Raw genomic sequence first — 14,586 nt, forward strand, 5'->3', positions numbered from 1 at the left:
AGTCCTTACCCTGATCGCGGCGGTTCTAGTCCCTCAGCACGATCTGCGCGCTGTTGTCGCGGGGGTCGTCGCGGCCGCCCTCGGGGCGCACGACGAACGTCAGGGTCGCCGCGGTCGTCGGCAGCTGGCGGGCGGTGAAGTGCAGCGTGGTGGCTCCGCGGACCCGACAGCTCGACTCGCGGAGCACGACCAGCCGGCACTGGGGGGCCAGGGTGAGCGCGATCGGCAGCCCGTCGGCGCGTACGACGAGCTCGGCTCCGCGCCCTGCCCGCAGCCCGCTGACCCGGACGGCGACGTCGTAGGCCAGCCCGCCGAGCATCGGCCGAGCCGTCGCGCTGAGGGAGACGTCGGGCTGCGTGGGGGTGGGGGAGCCGGTCGGCGTGCCGTCCGACGGCGTCCCCGCCGGAGGTGAGCCCGAGCCGGAGGGAGCGCCCGGGGCGGGGCTTCCCGAGAGGGACGGGGACTCCGGGGAGGGGGATGCGGGCGATGTGCCGGGCGACGTGTCGGGCGACGTGGCGGGCGACCCGTCCGGACCCGTGGGCGAGGTGTCGGTGGGCGTGCTCGGAGCGTCCGTGGGCGTCGTACCGGCTGACTCCGTGGGCGAGGGCGCGGTGGAGGTCTCCTCGGGGCGGGCGCCGTCGAGCCGGGCGCGCTGCCTCCGGTCACGCCGTTCGTCGAGCCGGGCGCGTCGATCGGAGTCGCCGGCCCGCCGATCGGAGCCGGGCGCCCCTGGCCGGCTCCCGGGTGGCCGTTCGTCGGGGACGACCGCCGAGGGGGGCCGGTCGGCGCGCTCGTCACGGTCGGCGTCAGGCAGGGCCACGGCGGTGGTGCCGGCCACGACGGTGGTGGCGGCGACGCCGGCCACCGCCGTCGCCTGGGCGTGGGCGATCACGAAGTCCTTGGCCCGGTCGAGCAGCATCAGGAGCAGGCCGGGGACGGCGAACCCACCCGCGGCGGCGCCGAGGTAGGCCGCCGCGACGCTGCCGAGCACGACGGGGCCGATCAGCGCCGCGAGGTTGGAGTTGACCTCGGTGAGCTCCAGGTGGACGGCCAGGCAGCGCCGGCAACCCTGCAGGTGCTCCTCAATCCGAGTCGCGTCGCGCCGTGAGACGCCCTTGCGGACGTAGCTGCCCAGGTGCTCGAGCGTCCACCGGCAGGTGTCCTCGTCGAGGTCGCCCGCGTGCATGGTGAGGAAGGCCTGGCGCAGTCCCTCGCGAGCGCGGTAGGCCAGGGCGGAGACGGAGTTGGCGCTCATGCCCAGGATGACCGCCACGTCCGCGGGCTTCTGGCCCTCGATCTCGGTGTGCCACAGCACGACCTGCCAGCGCTCGGGAAGCGACGCGAACGCCCGTGCGGCGGCGGCGCTCTCGAACCCCTCGACCGCGGTGTCGCGGAAGGGGACGCCGGGGTCGAACGGCTCGAGGTCGTCGGTCGAGTGCAGCCGTGCGGATGCCCGGATCCGGTCGACGTGCAGACGTCGCAGCGCCGTCAGCAGGTAGGCGCGGAAGGCGAGGTCGGGGCCGCCGCCGCGCTGGAGCACGCCGAGGACCTTCGCGAAGGCGTCGGAGACGAGGTCGTCGGCGTCGCCGGGGGACGCCAGCTGGCGGGCGAGACGACGGGCGGCGTCGACGTGGCGGGAGAAGAGCGCGCCGTAGGACTCCACGTCCCCGTCTCGGACCGCCGAGATCAGCTCGGCGTCGGAGGGGGCCTCCGGGCGCGCCAGGGTCTCGCTCACGCGAGCACAACGAGCCACAACGCCGGAGGGGACGCCCGGCGCGGAAACCCGCAGGCAAAAAATGTGGGGGATCCCGCGTCATGCCTCGTGTGCCACACCGTTCCACTGGCGAGGACAGGCCGGAGGACGGCTTCTCGCCGAGAGAAACCGAGGGGAGCAACTGTGGGGATCTTCACGACGCTGGTGCGTCGCGGCGCCCCCACGGACGGTCCCGAAGCAGGGTGGGAGCTGCCGGACCGGGTGCGCAGGGGGTTGCCGCACCGGTTCGAGGCAGTAGGGGAGGCCCTGGCTTCGGGATCAGGCTCGGTGGAGGCGTGCGAGGTCGTCGGTCGGGAGCTCGCACGGGACGGGGCTCCGCTCGACGAGGCACTCGAGGGGCTGCGCACGACGTACGACGAGGTGCTCGGGGAGGAGCCCTCGTTCGACGTCGTCCGCGCCTTGAGCGTGGCCTGGAGTGAGTTCACGCTCGGCTATCTGCACCAGCTCTCCTGCGAGGAGCCGATGAGCGGGCTGGCCAGCCTGGCCCATCTGCGCACGCGGCTGACCGAGCTCTACCGCGGCGAGCGGTATCGCGCCGATCTCGCGACGGGTGCAGGGGCTGGGTCCGCCCGGGTGTGCGACAGCCATGCGCTGGTGGTCGTCCAGATGCCCGCGCCACGCTCGGTGAGCAATGACGCTCCCGCTGACGCGGCCCTGGCGCGCGCGCTGCGAACCGCCCGCCTGGGCGAGGCCGCGCGCACGGTCTTCCCGGGGGCGGAGACCATCGTGCGGTTGAGCCGGGACCGGATCGCGGTCCTCACCGTGCGCGACGACCGGCTCGGACGACGGGTCGGGCTGCTGCGCCGGATGGTCTCCGTACCGGGTGGACAGGCGCGGGTGTGGATCGAGGGGCTGCCCACCAGCGACGAGGGTGCGTCGTACCTGCTCGACGAGCTCGCCCGGCCCTGAGCCGGTCAGAGGGCCGTTCCCCGGGACACGGAGCGGGCTAGCCTGAGTCGCATGTGTGGTCGCTATGCCTCCAGCCGACGCCCCGAGGACCTCATCGAGGAGTTCGAGATCGTGCAGCCGGCGATCGCGGCGCCGCTCGCGGCCGACTACAACGTGGCGCCCACCAAGGAGGTGTACGCCGTCCTGGAACGGCCGCCGCGCTCGGGGCCGGACAACGGTGAGACCGCCGGCCCCGAGCGGCAGCTGCGGGTCCTGCGCTGGGGGCTGGTGCCGTCGTGGGCCAAGGACCCGGGCATCGGCAACAAGATGATCAACGCCCGGATGGAGACCGTCGCCGAGAAGCCCGCCTACCGCAAGGCGTTCGCAGCCCGTCGCTGCCTGCTGCCGGCGGACGGCTACTTCGAGTGGTACCCCACCTCCGCTCTCACGCAGGGCGGCAAGCCGCGCAAGCAGCCCTTCTTCATCCGGCCGCGCGACCACGGCGTGCTGGCGATGGCAGGGCTCTACGAGATCTGGCGCGACCCCACACGAGACGACGACGACCCCGAGCGCTTCCGGTGGACCTGCACGGTGATCACCACTCAGGCCGAGGACACGCTGGGCCACATCCACGACCGGATGCCGATGATGGTGGAGCGGGAGCGCTGGGGCGCGTGGCTCGACCCGCGGACCTCCGGTCGCGAGGACCTGCTGGCCCTCCTCGCACCTGCCTCGCCGGGCAACCTCGAGGCCTACCCCGTCTCCACGCTGGTGAGCAACGTGCGCAACAACGGCCCCGAGCTCCTCGAGCCGCTGCCGCTCGAGGACGTCCCCGACGACGTGCTCGCGGATGTGCACGTCGACGGCGCCGCCGAGCAGGACCTGCGATGATGCCGAGATGCCCAGCGAGCTGACCGTCCACACCCCCCACGGGGACGCGCGCGTGGTGACGCACCGTTCGCGTCACCCCATCGCGACGCTCCTGCTCAGTCATGGGGCGGGCAACGGCATCGACACCCCGGATCTGCAGTGCCTGGCGCGTCACCTCCCGGGGCAGGGGATCTCCGTGGTGCTGCTGGAGCAGCCGTGGAAGGTCGCCGGGCGCAAGATCGCCACCGCGCCCCGCACGCTCGACGACGGACTGCGTGCCGCGGCGGACCGGATCCGTCCCCGCACTCCGCTCGTGGTCGGCGGCCGGTCGGCCGGCGCCAGGTCGGCGGCGCGCAGCGCTCGTGACCTGGGGGCCTCGGGCTGTCTGGCGCTCTCCTTCCCCCTGCATCCGCCCGGGAAGCCCGAGAGGAGCCGTGTCGACGAGCTGACCGGGGCCCGGGTCCCGGTGCTGGTGATCCAGGGCGAGCGCGACGCGATGGGGACGCCCGAGGAGTTCCCCGAGGGCGTCGACCTCGTCATCGTCCCCGGGGGCGACCACAGTCTGAAGGTGCCCAAGCGGGGGCCGATCAGCGCCGACGACGCCCTCGCGATCATCGTCGAGTCCACGCTCGAATGGATCACCCGCGAGATCGTCGGGAATCCCGGACGGCCCTGAGCTGTTCACCTCCCGTGACCTGCTTGCTCTCCGAACCACAGGTGAACCCGTCCCTGCTGACCGGCCCCACGGAACTGGCGTCGGCTGAACAGCCGATCCCGGACACCAGCGGGCTACTCTGGAAGGCGATGACCGAATCCCTGAGTGGCACCGTCCCTGAGACCGAGCCCGAGATCGAGACGCCCGAGACCGAGGAGCAGCGCTCCGCGCGGTTCGAGCGCGACGCCCTGCAGTACCTCGACCAGCTGTACTCCGCCGCGATGCGGATGACCCGCAACCCGCAGGACGCCGAGGACCTGGTCCAGGAGACGTTCGCCAAGGCGTACTCGTCGTTCCACCAGTTCCGTGAGGGCACCAACCTCAAGGCGTGGCTCTACCGGATCCTGACGAACACCTTCATCAACACCTACCGCAAGAAGCAGCGCCAGCCGCAGCAGTCGATGTCCGAGGACGTCGAGGACTGGCAGCTCGCGCGCGCCGAGTCGCACACCTCCACCGGACTCAAGTCCGCGGAGACCGAGGCGCTCGAGCGGCTGCCCGACAGCGAGGTGAAGGAGGCGCTGCAGCGGCTGCCGGAGGAGTTCCGGCTCGCCGTCTACCTCGCCGACGTCGAGGGCTTTCCCTACAAGGAGATCGCCGAGATCATGGACACGCCCATCGGCACCGTGATGTCGCGGCTGCACCGGGGGCGTCGCCAGCTGCGCGACATGCTGTCCGACTACGTACGTCGCAACGACCTGCTCCCCGCCGGCACCGTGGAGGCGAAGTCATGACTGAGAAGTCCGACGAGGGGTGCGCGGAGTACCTCGAGCAGATCATCTATCTCATCGACAACGAGCTCGACGAGGCCGACTGCTCCGTCGTACGCCGTCACCTCGACGAGTGCGGCCCGTGCCTGCAGAAGTATGACCTCGAGCGCACCGTGAAGTCGGTCGTCGCCCGGTCCTGCTCCGAGGCCGCGCCGTCGTCGCTCCGGGAGCGCGTGATGGTCCAGATCCGCGAGGTCCAGGTCCGGATCAGCGAGGCCTGACCGCCCGGCGGTGAGACCGATTCGCCGTGAGCGCCTCTCGTTTGAGAGGATGTCCCTCGGCCTCACGGCCGACGACCCCGATCCAGGAGGACACCATGGGCAAGACCGGCCGCAAGCGTCGCGCTCGCAAGAAGAAGGCAGCCAACCACGGCAAGCGCCCCAACGCCTGAGCGCATCAGCATCGCGAGCCCCCAGCCCTAGTGGCCGGGGGCTCGAGTGCATTTGGTGACGCCCTCGCTGGTCGAGCAGGTTGTGCAGCCTCGTTCGTTGGTCGAGCAGGTTGCGCAGCCCCGTTCGCTGGTCGAGCAGGTTGCGCAGCCCCGTTCGTTGGTCGAGCAGGTTGCGCAGCAACCGACGTCGAGACCCCCGTAGACACGCCGAAGCCCCCGCCGGATGCTGCCTACGACGGGGTCCGGGGCGATGCAGCTATCCGTCCGGCGGAGGTACGGCGCGGGCCCGGTCGCGGGTGACGTCAAGCGTCCCAGTGTGATCGCGCAGGTACTGATATCCCTGCGGGCTGGTCCACAGGAACGTGCCGGGGTCGATCACCGTGTACGACCACGGCGAATGCGTCTTGTGCCGGTGATGCCGGCGACACAACGGCGCCAGATTGCAGGAGCACGTATCTCCGCCGGCCGCGTGCTCTCGAACGTGGTCACAGTCCGCACGATGCCCATCAGGCTTGAGCTTCCTGGCGGGCCGGGTGCACCACGGGAACACACACGAGTGGTTGATCAACCCGACGCGTTCGACGAGCCGGTCGGGGACCTCGTACGCGCCGACGTGGACGTGGTCCTCCAGATCGATCACCGGCTTCACCACGACCTGGGCATCGGGGTTGGCGCACCAGTCGCGGACCTGATCGACGGACACGAAGGAGCGGGTGTTCTCCACCCGGGCGAGGCGGACGCGGCCGTCATCGAGGCCCCGAGCGCGGAGTGCGTCGTGGGAGAGGTGGACGTAGAGCACCACCTGACGCGGACGACGCGCTGTCCCGCGCGTGGGGGCCGCACTGTCGGAGGTCGTAGAGGATGAGCGCGGTTGATCGGGAGGAGGGGGTGAGTCGGATCCACCGCACTGATCCGGCTCCTGCTCCTCGGTGTTGAGGTCGAACGCGAGCTGGCGGCGAGCGAGGTCGGCGACCGCCTTCGCCCGACGCGCACCGAGGGGCTCCTCCGAGCCCAGGGCACGCTGAGCCTCCGCGCCGGCGGTGACGGCGGCGTCGAGGTCCATCGCGTCCGCGATGTCGAGCTCGCCGCGAATCTGCATGGTGCCCTCGTAGGACACCTGGTCGGTGTCCACATCGAAACACCGGCCGTCAGCAGCGGCCCGACGGCGCTGCTCGGCGTCCTCGGGCTGGAACCGGACCCTGGCCTCCTCGATCAGCCGGTCCAGCGCGGCGATGCCGATCTTGTGCGCGACCGATGCGACGTGGCGGTCGACGAACGCCGCACCGTCGGGCACGAGGCTCATGGTGGCGTCGGCGATGCGGCGGGCCTTCCACGCCACCAGATCGCCGGAGCAGACCCGCGCCCAGACCTTCGGGAGGCGATACCTGAGCTCGACGGCCTGGCCGACGTAGCGGTTGCCGGCGTCGGTGGACATGCCGACGGCGAGGGCGAACTCGGTGATCGCGAACTCCGCCACCAAAGGTGCGCCCTCGCCGGCGATGGGGAGGCCGCGGTCGCCGTACCCGTCGTGGGCCAGTGCGGCATCGGTGAGGGAGTCGACGGAGTGCATCGCGGCCCAGTCCACGGCCGACTGCAACTGCCTCACCTCGGCTGCGTCGGCGCCTGCGCGTGAGAGACGGGCAGCCTCTAGCACCGCGGCGGCGGTGTCGGGAGCGGCTGTCTGGGTCATGGATCTATTGGATCAGCGACCGCCGACAGTGCCTCGCCCAGAAGTGGCGCGACGCGCAGACTGTGGAGAACTTTTTTCGCGGGTGGGTCTCGACGTCGGTTGCTGCGCAACCTGCTCGACCAACGAGCGGGGCTGCGCAACCTGCTCGACCAGCGAAGCACCTGCTCGACCAACGAGGGGGCGTCAGCTGAGGCGGCCTAGGAAGCGCTCGGCATCGACGACGACCCGGGTGACCTCGCCGGTGCCGACGAGCTTGCCGTCGGCGTGGCGGGCGGAGACGGTGAAGCGCATCAGGCGGCCGTCGACGTAGGAGCGGGAGGCGCTGACCTCGACCTCGCGACCGACGAGACTGGCGCCGCGGTGCTCCAGCTCGACGCGGGTGCCGACGCTGGTCTGACCGGGGGAGAGATGGGCGTCGATGGCCGCGCAGGTGGCGGCCTCGCACCAGGCCAGCAGACGCGGGGTGGCCAGGACCGGCAGGCTGCCGGAGCCGAGGGCCACCGCAGTGTCGTCGTCGCCGACGGTGAAGCTGAGGACGGCGCTCACGTCGGTGTCCATGGTCTCTCCTCGGGTCGCAGGGGCAGCTTGAAGACGAGGAGGGCGAGGCCCTCCTCGGGATACCAGTCGCGCTCCGGGGCGCGGACGAAGCCCATCCGCTCGTAGAGCCGGTGGGCCGTGGTCTGGTCGGAGAGGCTGCACAGCACGACAGCGCCGTCGCCGGCACCGCGCGACTCCTCGATGCAGTGCTCGACGAGAGCGGAGCCCACCCCGCGGCCACGGGCCTCACGTGCCACGGCGAGCATCCGGAACTCACCCTCGCCGTCGCGCGACACCTCGCGCCACGACGAGCCGACCGGACAGTTGGTCACGGTGCCGAGCAGGCGGTCGTCCGCCCCGTCCACCGCGACCCACACCTCCGCCTGCGCGGCGCGGGTGGCGGTGTCGCGCAGCTGCTCGACGTAGTCGTGGTCCGCGGGGACGTGGCCGTCTCCGATGTACGCCGCCGCGACGAGCTCGCCGATCGCGTCGTACTCGGAGGCGGCTGCCAGTCGGATCCGCATCAGATGCCGAAGGTGCTGCGGGGGTAGGCCGCTTCCACGTCGGTGATGATGTTGACCAGGTAGGGCACGCCCGAAGCGAAGGCGCGATCGAGTGCGGGCCCGATCTGGCGAGGATCGGTGACGGTCTCGCCGCCACCGCCGAGCGCCTTCACCACCCCGTCGTACGACGTGGCGGGAGACAGGTCGGCGATGACGTCATAGCCGTAGAGCATCTGCATCGGACCCTTCTCCAGGCCCCATGCGGAGTTGTTGCCCATCACCATGACCACCGGCAGGTTGTGGCGCACCAGGGTGTCGACGTCCATCAGCGAGAAGCCGGCCGCGCCGTCGCCGAGCAGCAGCACGATCTGCGCGGACGGACGGGCCAGGCGGGCCGCGATGGCGGCACCGAGTCCGGCGCCCAGGCAGCCGTAGGGGCCGGGGTCGAGCCAGCCGCCGGGGCGCTTGGGCTCGACGTACTTGCCGGCGAAGCTGACGAAGTCGCCTCCGTCGCCGATCACCACGGCGTCCTCGGCGAGGCGGGGGACCAGCTCGCCGTAGATGCGGGCCGGGTGGATCGGGTCGGCCTCGGCCGAGAGCAGCGCGCGGTCCCGTTCGGCGGCCGCGGCCACCGTCTCCTGCAGGCTGCTCACCCACGGGCCCCACTCGGGGCGGCGGGGAAGTCGGTCCACGGCCGCGTGCAGACCGTCGAGCACCAGAGTCAGGTCCCCGGCCACGGAGCCGGCCAGCTCGGCGTGCCCGGAGAGCTGACCGGGGGAGTCGGCGACATGGACGACCTTGGCCAGCGGGGCGTCCTCCTTGCCGCCGAAGACGCCGTAGGAGAGCCGGAAGTCGAGCGGCGTGCCGACGACGATCACCAGGTCGCTGGTGCCGAGCGCCTGGCTGCGGGCCTTGGTGACCAGCAGCGGGTGGCCGCCGGGGACCACACCGCGCCCCATGCCGTTGGTGATGGTCGGGACGCCCAGCGCCTCCACCAGACGCAGGGCCGCCTCCTCGGCGCCGTCGGCCCAGACGTCGGTGCCAAGCACGAGGACGGGGCGCGACGCGGCGCCGAGGAGTCCGGCGATCGCCGCCACGGCGTCGGGGTCCGGCTCGAGCCGGGTGACCGAGGGACCGGACGGCGCCGGCCCGGAGGCGGAGTTGAAGAACTCGTCCATCGGGACGTCGACGAACACCGGGCCACGGTGCGAGGAACCGGCGGCGGTGAACGCCTCGTCCATCCCGCCGAGGATGTCGCCGGCGGTGTGCAGCGTGTGGGCCATCTTGGAGACCGAGGCGACGATCGGCGGCTGGTCCAGCTCCTGCAGGCTGCCGGTGCCCCAGCGGTTGGCGGGTGCGCGCCCGCCGACGACGACCATCGGGGAGCCCGCGAACTGCGCCTGGGCGATCGCGCTCACCCCGTTGGTCACGCCCGGGCCCGCGGTGAGCACCGCCAGCCCGGGGACGCGGGTGAGCTTGCCGGTGGCCTCGGCCGCGAACGCGGCTGTCTGCTCGTGGCGCACGTCGAGCAACCGCATCGGCGGGTCGGCCTTCACAGCGCCGTCGTACATCGGGAAGACGTGTGCTCCCGACAGCGTGAACATGGTCTCGACACCGTGGGCCCGGGCCACGGCCACGGCCAGCTCACCGGAGTGCCCGGAGAGGTCGGAGGCATCCTGGCCGTCGGATCCGGGGGCGCGCTGCGCGTCGTCTGTAGCCGTCATGGCTGCAGGTTACTCACGCGAAGCGCGCGCGGGGCGTCTCCAGGTGATGTGCGTTGCTGTTTCTCAGTGCGTCCACCAGGACCAGGAGCAGGTCCGAGCGCACGGCCGGGGGCCGTGGAGCCAGCGCCAGCTGCAGGTGGAGGGCGCGCAGGAAGGCCTCGGCGTTGCCGGTCGAGAGGAACGGGTCACGATCGTCGTACGCCGGGTTGGTCGCCGTCGCCGCGATCCGAGCCACCCAGGGCTCGAGGATCCGCAGCGGGACCACGTCGCGGCGCAGCAGCCGGAGCGTCGCGCGGGCCATCCGGTCCGGCTCGCCGGCGACCAGCAGGCTCGGCGTGGGCTGTACGGCGCGGTCGGCCAGCACGTCCAGGATGACGGTGAGCTCGGGGACTCCTAGGTGCGGGGAGGCGGCGAGGCTGCCGAGCGCGTCGGCGCCGTGCGCCAGGGCCCGCGCCCAGCCGTGACCGGGCACGAAGCCGCGGGTGTCGCGCTCGCGCAGGAACCACGTGGCGATCCGGTCGCCCCACTCGAGCACCTTGCCGCCCGGGACGAGGGCCAGTGAGGTGTCGCGCTCGATGCAGTCGGCCAGCACCAGCACCGAGAAGCTGCGGCGGAAGACGGTGTCGCTGTCGCGCTCACCCACGCCGACGGCGAGCCCGGCGGCCATGCCGTCGCCCAGCCCCGCCAGCAGGTCGTCGTACACGCCACGCTCGAGCCAGGTCGACAGCGTCGGGTAGGCCGTGCCGTCGCGCTCCGCGGGGTCCGGCGACCCCAGCATCGTGGTCAGCTCGGCCGTGAGCTCGTCGAGGGGTCGATCCGAGGGGACGGCGAGCCCCCGGGAGAGGACCTGCTTCCAGTACGACGCGGACATGGCGCCCATCCTGCCAGCCGATGGCGCGACTCGCCGAAGCGGTCACTAGGCTGGCGGCGTGCCGTCGATGACCGAGCTCGTCCGGGCCCACACCGACCTCGACGAGGAGGACGTGGCCTGGCTCCAGCTGCTCATGGCCGACTGGCAGATCATCGCCGACCTGTCCTTCGCCGACCTCGTGCTGTGGCTGCCGGACCGGTTGGGCAGCGGCTTCTGGGCGGCCGGTCAGATGCGTCCGACGACCGGCCCCACGGCATACGTCGACGACGTGATCGGCACCTTCGTGCCCACCGGACGCCGCCCCCTGCTCGACGAGGCGTGGGCCACGGGCCGGCTGGTCCGGGAGGGGGACCCCGAGTGGCGCGACGACGTGCCCGTGCGGGTGGAGTCCATCCCCGTGCGCCGCGGCGACCGGGTCATCGCGGTCGTCGCCCGCAACACCAACCTGCTCGGCGTGCGCACCCCGAGCCGGCTCGAGCTGTCCTACCTGCAGAGCGCGTCCGACCTCACCCAGATGATCGCCGCCGGGCACTTCCCGGCGACCGGGCAGCGCAGCGACCATGCCGACAGCCCCCGGGTGGGCGACGGCTTCCTGCGGGTGGATGCGGCCGGGCGGGTCGTCTATGCCAGCCCCAACGCCCTCTCGGTCTATCGGCGCCTCGGCCTGTCCGGCGACCTCACCGGGCTCGGGCTCGCCGACCTCACCCGCGAGCTGGTCCCGCCGCGTCACCGGCCCGACGAGGAGACGCTGAGCGCCGTCCTCGGCGGCCGGTCGCACCGTGACACCGAGCTCGGCTCGGCCTCACCCGGCGCCGTGGGCTCCGACGAGGTGTCGCTGATCGTCCGCTCGATCCCGCTGCGCCCCGAGGGCGAGCACATCGGTGCGCTGATCCTGGTCCGCGACGTCACCGACCTGCGCCGGCGCGACCGCGAGCTGATCACGAAGGACGCGACGATCCGTGAGATCCACCACCGGGTGAAGAACAACCTGCAGACCGTCGCGGCGCTGCTTCGCCTTCAGGCGCGCCGCATTGAGGCCCCGGAGGCGAAGTCGGCCCTCGAGGAGGCGGTGCGCCGGGTGGGGTCGATCGCGATCGTGCACGAGACCCTCAGCCACGCAGTGTCCGAGGAGGTCGACTTCGACGAGATCGCCGACCGCCTGGGCCGGATGGTCACCGAGGTGAGCGCCGCGGGCGACCAGGTGCGGGTACGCCGCGAGGGCACGTTCGCCGCGCTGCCCTCCGAGCAGGCCACCGCGCTGGCGATGGTGCTCACCGAGGTGCTCCAGAACGCCGTCGAGCACGGCTACGGCGCCGCGGACGACGAGACCGCCACTGGGGAGATCCTGGTGACGGTCCGTCGTCTGGTGGGTCGCCTGCACGTCACCGTGGACGACGACGGTGCGGGGCTCCCGGAGGGGTTCGATCTCGACCAGTCGACCAACCTGGGCCTGTCGATCGTGCGCACCCTGGTCGAGTCGGAGCTCGGGGGGATGCTCGAGATCGGTCCCCACAGCAGCGCTGCGGAGGGGGCTGCGGAAGGGAAGACGGGGACGAGGGTCGCGGTGGACCTTCCGATCGGGTGAGCTGAGCCTCAGGCGGTGCGGACGCGAGCGCGGGCGTTGCGGCGCTTGAGTGCACGCCGCTCATCCTCGCTGAGGCCGCCCCAGACACCGTGGTCCTGACCAGCCTCGAGCGCCCAGGCGAGGCACTGCTCGCGCACCTCGCAGCGCCGGCAGACCTGCTTGGCCTCCTCGATCTGAAGAATGGCCGGACCGGTGTTGCCGATCGGGAAGAACAGCTCCGGGTCCTCGTCGAGGCAGGCAGAACGATGGCGCCAATCCATGGCTGGGGGTTCCTTCTTTCTTTCAGCGTCTGCGGCAGGGGGCTGCGGGGCCCTCAGTGGGGGCACGACGAGACGGGCTCAGGGGGTGTGAGCGCGACGTCCAGAGTCGCAAGAAGTGGCGGTCGGCACAACCCCTATCGTTGGTCACCTTTGTCACAGGCGTTTCTCCGGACGTTTGCCGATGGAAAATGTCCTGTGCCCCATTCGGCCCTCCCTACACCTGCGCCGATAGGCTCACGCCTCGTGAGCACCCCGACCCGTCCTCAGCAGCCCGCACCCCTCGTGGTGGCCGCGTCGCTCGTCGCGGTCGAGGGTGCGGTCTTCGTGCTGCTCTCCCTGATGGAGCTCGCGAGCCTGTCGTCGGGCCGGATGACGATGGCGCTGACGACGGCCGTGTTCTTCGCCGGGTACGGCGCTGGGCTGGTCGCCTGCGCCGTGGCGGTACGGCGCGGCAGCTCGTGGGCGCGCAGCCCGATCGTCCTGGCCCAGCTGATCCACCTGCTGCTCGCGTGGTCGTTCCGCGGCGGGGAGACCACGACGTACTCGATCGTGCTGGCGCTCGTCGCGGTCGTCGTCCTGGTCGGACTGCTGCATCCGGCCAGCATCGACGCGCTGTCCGACGACGAGGGCTAGGACTGCTCCTCGAGGGAGGTTCGCAGCTGCTCGAGGGTGCGGTTCAGCAGCCGGGAGACGTGCATCTGCGAGACGCCGATCTCCACGGCGATCTGGGACTGGGTCATGTTCTTGAAGAACCGCAGCAGCAGGATCTTCTTCTCGCGCGGCTCGAGGCGGTCGAGCAACGGCTTGATCGACTCGCGGATCTCGACGTGCTCGAGCCCCGCGTCATCGATCCCGATGGCGTCCAGCATCGTGGCGGCGCCGTCCTCGGAGCTGTCGGTCGCGTCGAGGGAGAGCGTCGAGTAGGCGTTGCTCGACTCGAGGCCCTCGATGATCTCCTCCACCGTGCAGCCGACGCGCTCCGCCAGCTCGCTGGGAGTGGGGGAGCGGCCCAGGCTCTGGGTCAGCTCGGCGGTGGCCGCGCTGATCTGCATCCGCAACTCCTGGAGCCGGCGCGGGACCCGGATCGCCCAGCCCTTGTCGCGGAAGTAGCGCTTGATCTCGCCGATGATCGTCGGCGTGGCATAGGTGGAGAACTCCACGCCGCGGTCGGAGTCGAACCGGTCGATCGACTTGAGCAGGCCGATGGTGCCGACCTGGACCAGGTCCTCGAAGGGCTCGCCGCGGTTGCGGAAGCGGCGCGCGCAGTGCTCCACCAGCGGCAGGTGGAGATGCACGAGACCGTCGCGGGCGGCGCTGCGAGCCGGCGAGTCGGGCTCCGCCTCGCGCATCTGGATGAAGTAGTCCGCGCTGCGGCGACGGGTCAGCTCGATGCCGGTCAGCTGGTCGGTGGGACGGTCGTTGGGTCGGTGGACCTGCGGATCGAGCACCGGTTGCTCGTCCGTGGGCGTGCCGGGGATCCCGGCTGCGGGATCGCGCGCCATCTCAGAGGCCGGATCCCGACCGCAGCGTGAGGCTGACGGTGAGCCGCTCGCCCGTGACCTCGGCGGACGCCTCGGCGAGCGTGCTGAGCACCTGCCAGGCGAAGCTGTCCTGGTCGACCGGGCTCGGCGAGCCGTCGATGCTCACGCTCACCGTGAGCTCGCCCGGGAGCAGGAAGAACTGACACATCAGGGACGAGCCGGGAGCGGCCTCCGGGAGCACCAGCGCACTGGCCTCGCCCACGGCCATCCGCAGGTCCTCGATGTCGTCGATGGTGAAGTCCAGCCGAGCCGCGAGGCCCGCGGTGGTGGTGCGCAGCACCGAGACATAGGCGCTGTCGGCCGGCAGGCGCAGCTCGACGTCCGCGAGCCGCTCGCGCTGTAGTCCACCCATAGCCATGTGCCCGTCCTTCGAGACCGAGGTGTGTCGTCTGCCGTGTCGCCTGCGTGGGCAGGCTTGCGAGGAGACTAGTCGGGGCCGGGCCCCTGGTGTGTCACCAGGGGCCCGG

17 protein-coding genes are annotated in these 14,586 nt (G+C 71.7%); 8 read left to right on the plus strand and 9 right to left on the minus strand.

Annotation, left to right across the window (positions count from 1 at the left end):
* Positions 1-25: 25 nt before the first annotated feature.
* On the minus strand, positions 26-1,735 hold the full coding sequence (locus ACYU7L_RS22220; RefSeq protein WP_460801181.1) for a sigma-70 family RNA polymerase sigma factor: 1,710 nt from the start codon (positions 1,733-1,735) through the stop codon (positions 26-28).
* Positions 1,736-1,897: 162 nt separating this feature from the next.
* Here ACYU7L_RS22220 and ACYU7L_RS22225 point away from each other — a divergent pair, with 162 nt between their 5' ends.
* The 6 genes from ACYU7L_RS22225 to ACYU7L_RS22250 all read left to right on the plus strand — a co-directional run bounded on the left by ACYU7L_RS22225 (position 1,898) and on the right by ACYU7L_RS22250 (position 5,408).
* Positions 1,898-2,683, plus strand: coding sequence for a hypothetical protein (locus tag ACYU7L_RS22225; RefSeq protein ID WP_460801183.1), 786 nt, complete (start codon positions 1,898-1,900; stop codon positions 2,681-2,683).
* 51 nt (positions 2,684-2,734) lie between these two features.
* Positions 2,735-3,553 (plus strand): SOS response-associated peptidase, encoded by an 819-nt coding sequence (locus tag ACYU7L_RS22230; protein ID WP_460801185.1) that lies wholly within the window; start codon positions 2,735-2,737, stop codon positions 3,551-3,553.
* A 7-nt stretch (positions 3,554-3,560) separates the two neighbouring features.
* The gene (locus tag ACYU7L_RS22235) at positions 3,561-4,208 is read left to right on the plus strand and encodes an alpha/beta hydrolase family protein (RefSeq protein ID WP_460801187.1); all 648 of its coding nucleotides are present in this window, start codon (positions 3,561-3,563) and stop codon (positions 4,206-4,208) included.
* A gap of 128 nt (positions 4,209-4,336) precedes the next feature.
* Positions 4,337-4,981 (plus strand): sigma-70 family RNA polymerase sigma factor, encoded by a 645-nt coding sequence (locus tag ACYU7L_RS22240; RefSeq protein ID WP_460801190.1) that lies wholly within the window; start codon positions 4,337-4,339, stop codon positions 4,979-4,981.
* On the plus strand, positions 4,978-5,238 hold the full coding sequence (gene rsrA / locus ACYU7L_RS22245; RefSeq protein WP_460801192.1) for a mycothiol system anti-sigma-R factor: 261 nt from the start codon (positions 4,978-4,980) through the stop codon (positions 5,236-5,238). The genes ACYU7L_RS22240 and rsrA overlap by 4 nt, the downstream gene beginning before the upstream one ends.
* Positions 5,239-5,333: 95 nt before the next feature.
* Positions 5,334-5,408: a 50S ribosomal protein bL37 gene (locus ACYU7L_RS22250; RefSeq protein WP_371863162.1), complete on the plus strand. Its 75-nt coding sequence runs from the start codon at positions 5,334-5,336 to the stop codon at positions 5,406-5,408.
* 256 nt (positions 5,409-5,664) lie between these two features.
* On the opposite strand, the gene ACYU7L_RS22255 is transcribed toward ACYU7L_RS22250, so the two are convergent.
* From ACYU7L_RS22255 to ACYU7L_RS22275, 5 genes are all read right to left on the minus strand, one after another.
* Positions 5,665-7,098: an HNH endonuclease signature motif containing protein gene (locus ACYU7L_RS22255; protein WP_460801194.1), complete on the minus strand. Its 1,434-nt coding sequence runs from the start codon at positions 7,096-7,098 to the stop codon at positions 5,665-5,667.
* Positions 7,099-7,281: 183 nt separating this feature from the next.
* A complete protein-coding gene (locus ACYU7L_RS22260) occupies positions 7,282-7,656 on the minus strand; it encodes a thioesterase family protein (protein WP_460801196.1) in 375 nt (124 codons plus the stop codon).
* Positions 7,641-8,159, minus strand: a complete 519-nt coding sequence (locus ACYU7L_RS22265) for a GNAT family N-acetyltransferase (protein WP_460801198.1) — start codon at positions 8,157-8,159, stop codon at positions 7,641-7,643. Before ACYU7L_RS22265 ends, ACYU7L_RS22260 begins: the two co-directional genes overlap by 16 nt.
* Positions 8,159-9,862, minus strand: coding sequence for an acetolactate synthase (locus ACYU7L_RS22270; RefSeq protein WP_460801200.1), 1,704 nt, complete (start codon positions 9,860-9,862; stop codon positions 8,159-8,161). Before ACYU7L_RS22270 ends, ACYU7L_RS22265 begins: the two co-directional genes overlap by 1 nt.
* A gap of 13 nt (positions 9,863-9,875) precedes the next feature.
* Entirely contained in the window at positions 9,876-10,733 is an 858-nt protein-coding gene (locus tag ACYU7L_RS22275; protein ID WP_460801202.1) for a DUF2785 domain-containing protein, read from the minus strand.
* 67 nt (positions 10,734-10,800) lie between these two features.
* On the opposite strand from ACYU7L_RS22275, the gene ACYU7L_RS22280 reads away from it, so the two are divergent.
* Complete coding sequence (locus tag ACYU7L_RS22280; RefSeq protein WP_460801743.1) at positions 10,801-12,318, plus strand: histidine kinase N-terminal domain-containing protein; 1,518 nt, start codon at positions 10,801-10,803, stop codon at positions 12,316-12,318.
* 8 nt (positions 12,319-12,326) lie between these two features.
* On the opposite strand, the gene ACYU7L_RS22285 is transcribed toward ACYU7L_RS22280, so the two are convergent.
* Positions 12,327-12,578: a WhiB family transcriptional regulator gene (locus ACYU7L_RS22285; protein WP_011755173.1), complete on the minus strand. Its 252-nt coding sequence runs from the start codon at positions 12,576-12,578 to the stop codon at positions 12,327-12,329.
* Positions 12,579-12,821: 243 nt separating this feature from the next.
* On the opposite strand from ACYU7L_RS22285, the gene ACYU7L_RS22290 reads away from it, so the two are divergent.
* Positions 12,822-13,211 (plus strand): hypothetical protein, encoded by a 390-nt coding sequence (locus ACYU7L_RS22290; RefSeq protein WP_460801205.1) that lies wholly within the window; start codon positions 12,822-12,824, stop codon positions 13,209-13,211.
* Here the strand turns inward: ACYU7L_RS22290 and ACYU7L_RS22295 are convergent.
* On the minus strand, positions 13,208-14,080 hold the full coding sequence (locus tag ACYU7L_RS22295) for an RNA polymerase sigma factor SigF (RefSeq protein ID WP_460801207.1): 873 nt from the start codon (positions 14,078-14,080) through the stop codon (positions 13,208-13,210). The genes ACYU7L_RS22290 and ACYU7L_RS22295 overlap by 4 nt on opposite strands.
* Before the next feature lies 1 nt (position 14,081).
* The gene (locus ACYU7L_RS22300) at positions 14,082-14,477 is read right to left on the minus strand and encodes an anti-sigma factor (RefSeq protein WP_460801210.1); all 396 of its coding nucleotides are present in this window, start codon (positions 14,475-14,477) and stop codon (positions 14,082-14,084) included.
* Positions 14,478-14,586 lie beyond the last annotated feature (109 nt).

The sequence above is a fragment of the Nocardioides pacificus genome (assembly GCF_054775955.1).

Excerpts from the sequence above, each read along its gene's own strand:
- ACYU7L_RS22230 (WP_460801185.1), top strand. The coding sequence starts at position 2,735 with ATGTGTGGTCGCTATGCCTCCAGCCGACGCCCCGAGGACCTCATCGAG.
- ACYU7L_RS22235 (WP_460801187.1), top strand. The coding sequence starts at position 3,561 with ATGCCCAGCGAGCTGACCGTCCACACCCCCCACGGGGACGCGCGCGTG.
- ACYU7L_RS22240 (WP_460801190.1), top strand. The coding sequence starts at position 4,337 with ATGACCGAATCCCTGAGTGGCACCGTCCCTGAGACCGAGCCCGAGATC.
- rsrA (WP_460801192.1), top strand. The coding sequence starts at position 4,978 with ATGACTGAGAAGTCCGACGAGGGGTGCGCGGAGTACCTCGAGCAGATC.
- ACYU7L_RS22255 (WP_460801194.1), bottom strand. The coding sequence starts at position 7,098 with ATGACCCAGACAGCCGCTCCCGACACCGCCGCCGCGGTGCTAGAGGCT.
- ACYU7L_RS22260 (WP_460801196.1), bottom strand. The coding sequence starts at position 7,656 with ATGGACACCGACGTGAGCGCCGTCCTCAGCTTCACCGTCGGCGACGAC.
- ACYU7L_RS22265 (WP_460801198.1), bottom strand. The coding sequence starts at position 8,159 with ATGCGGATCCGACTGGCAGCCGCCTCCGAGTACGACGCGATCGGCGAG.
- ACYU7L_RS22270 (WP_460801200.1), bottom strand. The coding sequence starts at position 9,862 with ATGACGGCTACAGACGACGCGCAGCGCGCCCCCGGATCCGACGGCCAG.
- ACYU7L_RS22275 (WP_460801202.1), bottom strand. The coding sequence starts at position 10,733 with ATGTCCGCGTCGTACTGGAAGCAGGTCCTCTCCCGGGGGCTCGCCGTC.
- ACYU7L_RS22280 (WP_460801743.1), top strand. The coding sequence starts at position 10,801 with ATGACCGAGCTCGTCCGGGCCCACACCGACCTCGACGAGGAGGACGTG.
- ACYU7L_RS22285 (WP_011755173.1), bottom strand. The coding sequence starts at position 12,578 with ATGGATTGGCGCCATCGTTCTGCCTGCCTCGACGAGGACCCGGAGCTG.
- ACYU7L_RS22295 (WP_460801207.1), bottom strand. The coding sequence starts at position 14,080 with ATGGCGCGCGATCCCGCAGCCGGGATCCCCGGCACGCCCACGGACGAG.
- ACYU7L_RS22300 (WP_460801210.1), bottom strand. The coding sequence starts at position 14,477 with ATGGCTATGGGTGGACTACAGCGCGAGCGGCTCGCGGACGTCGAGCTG.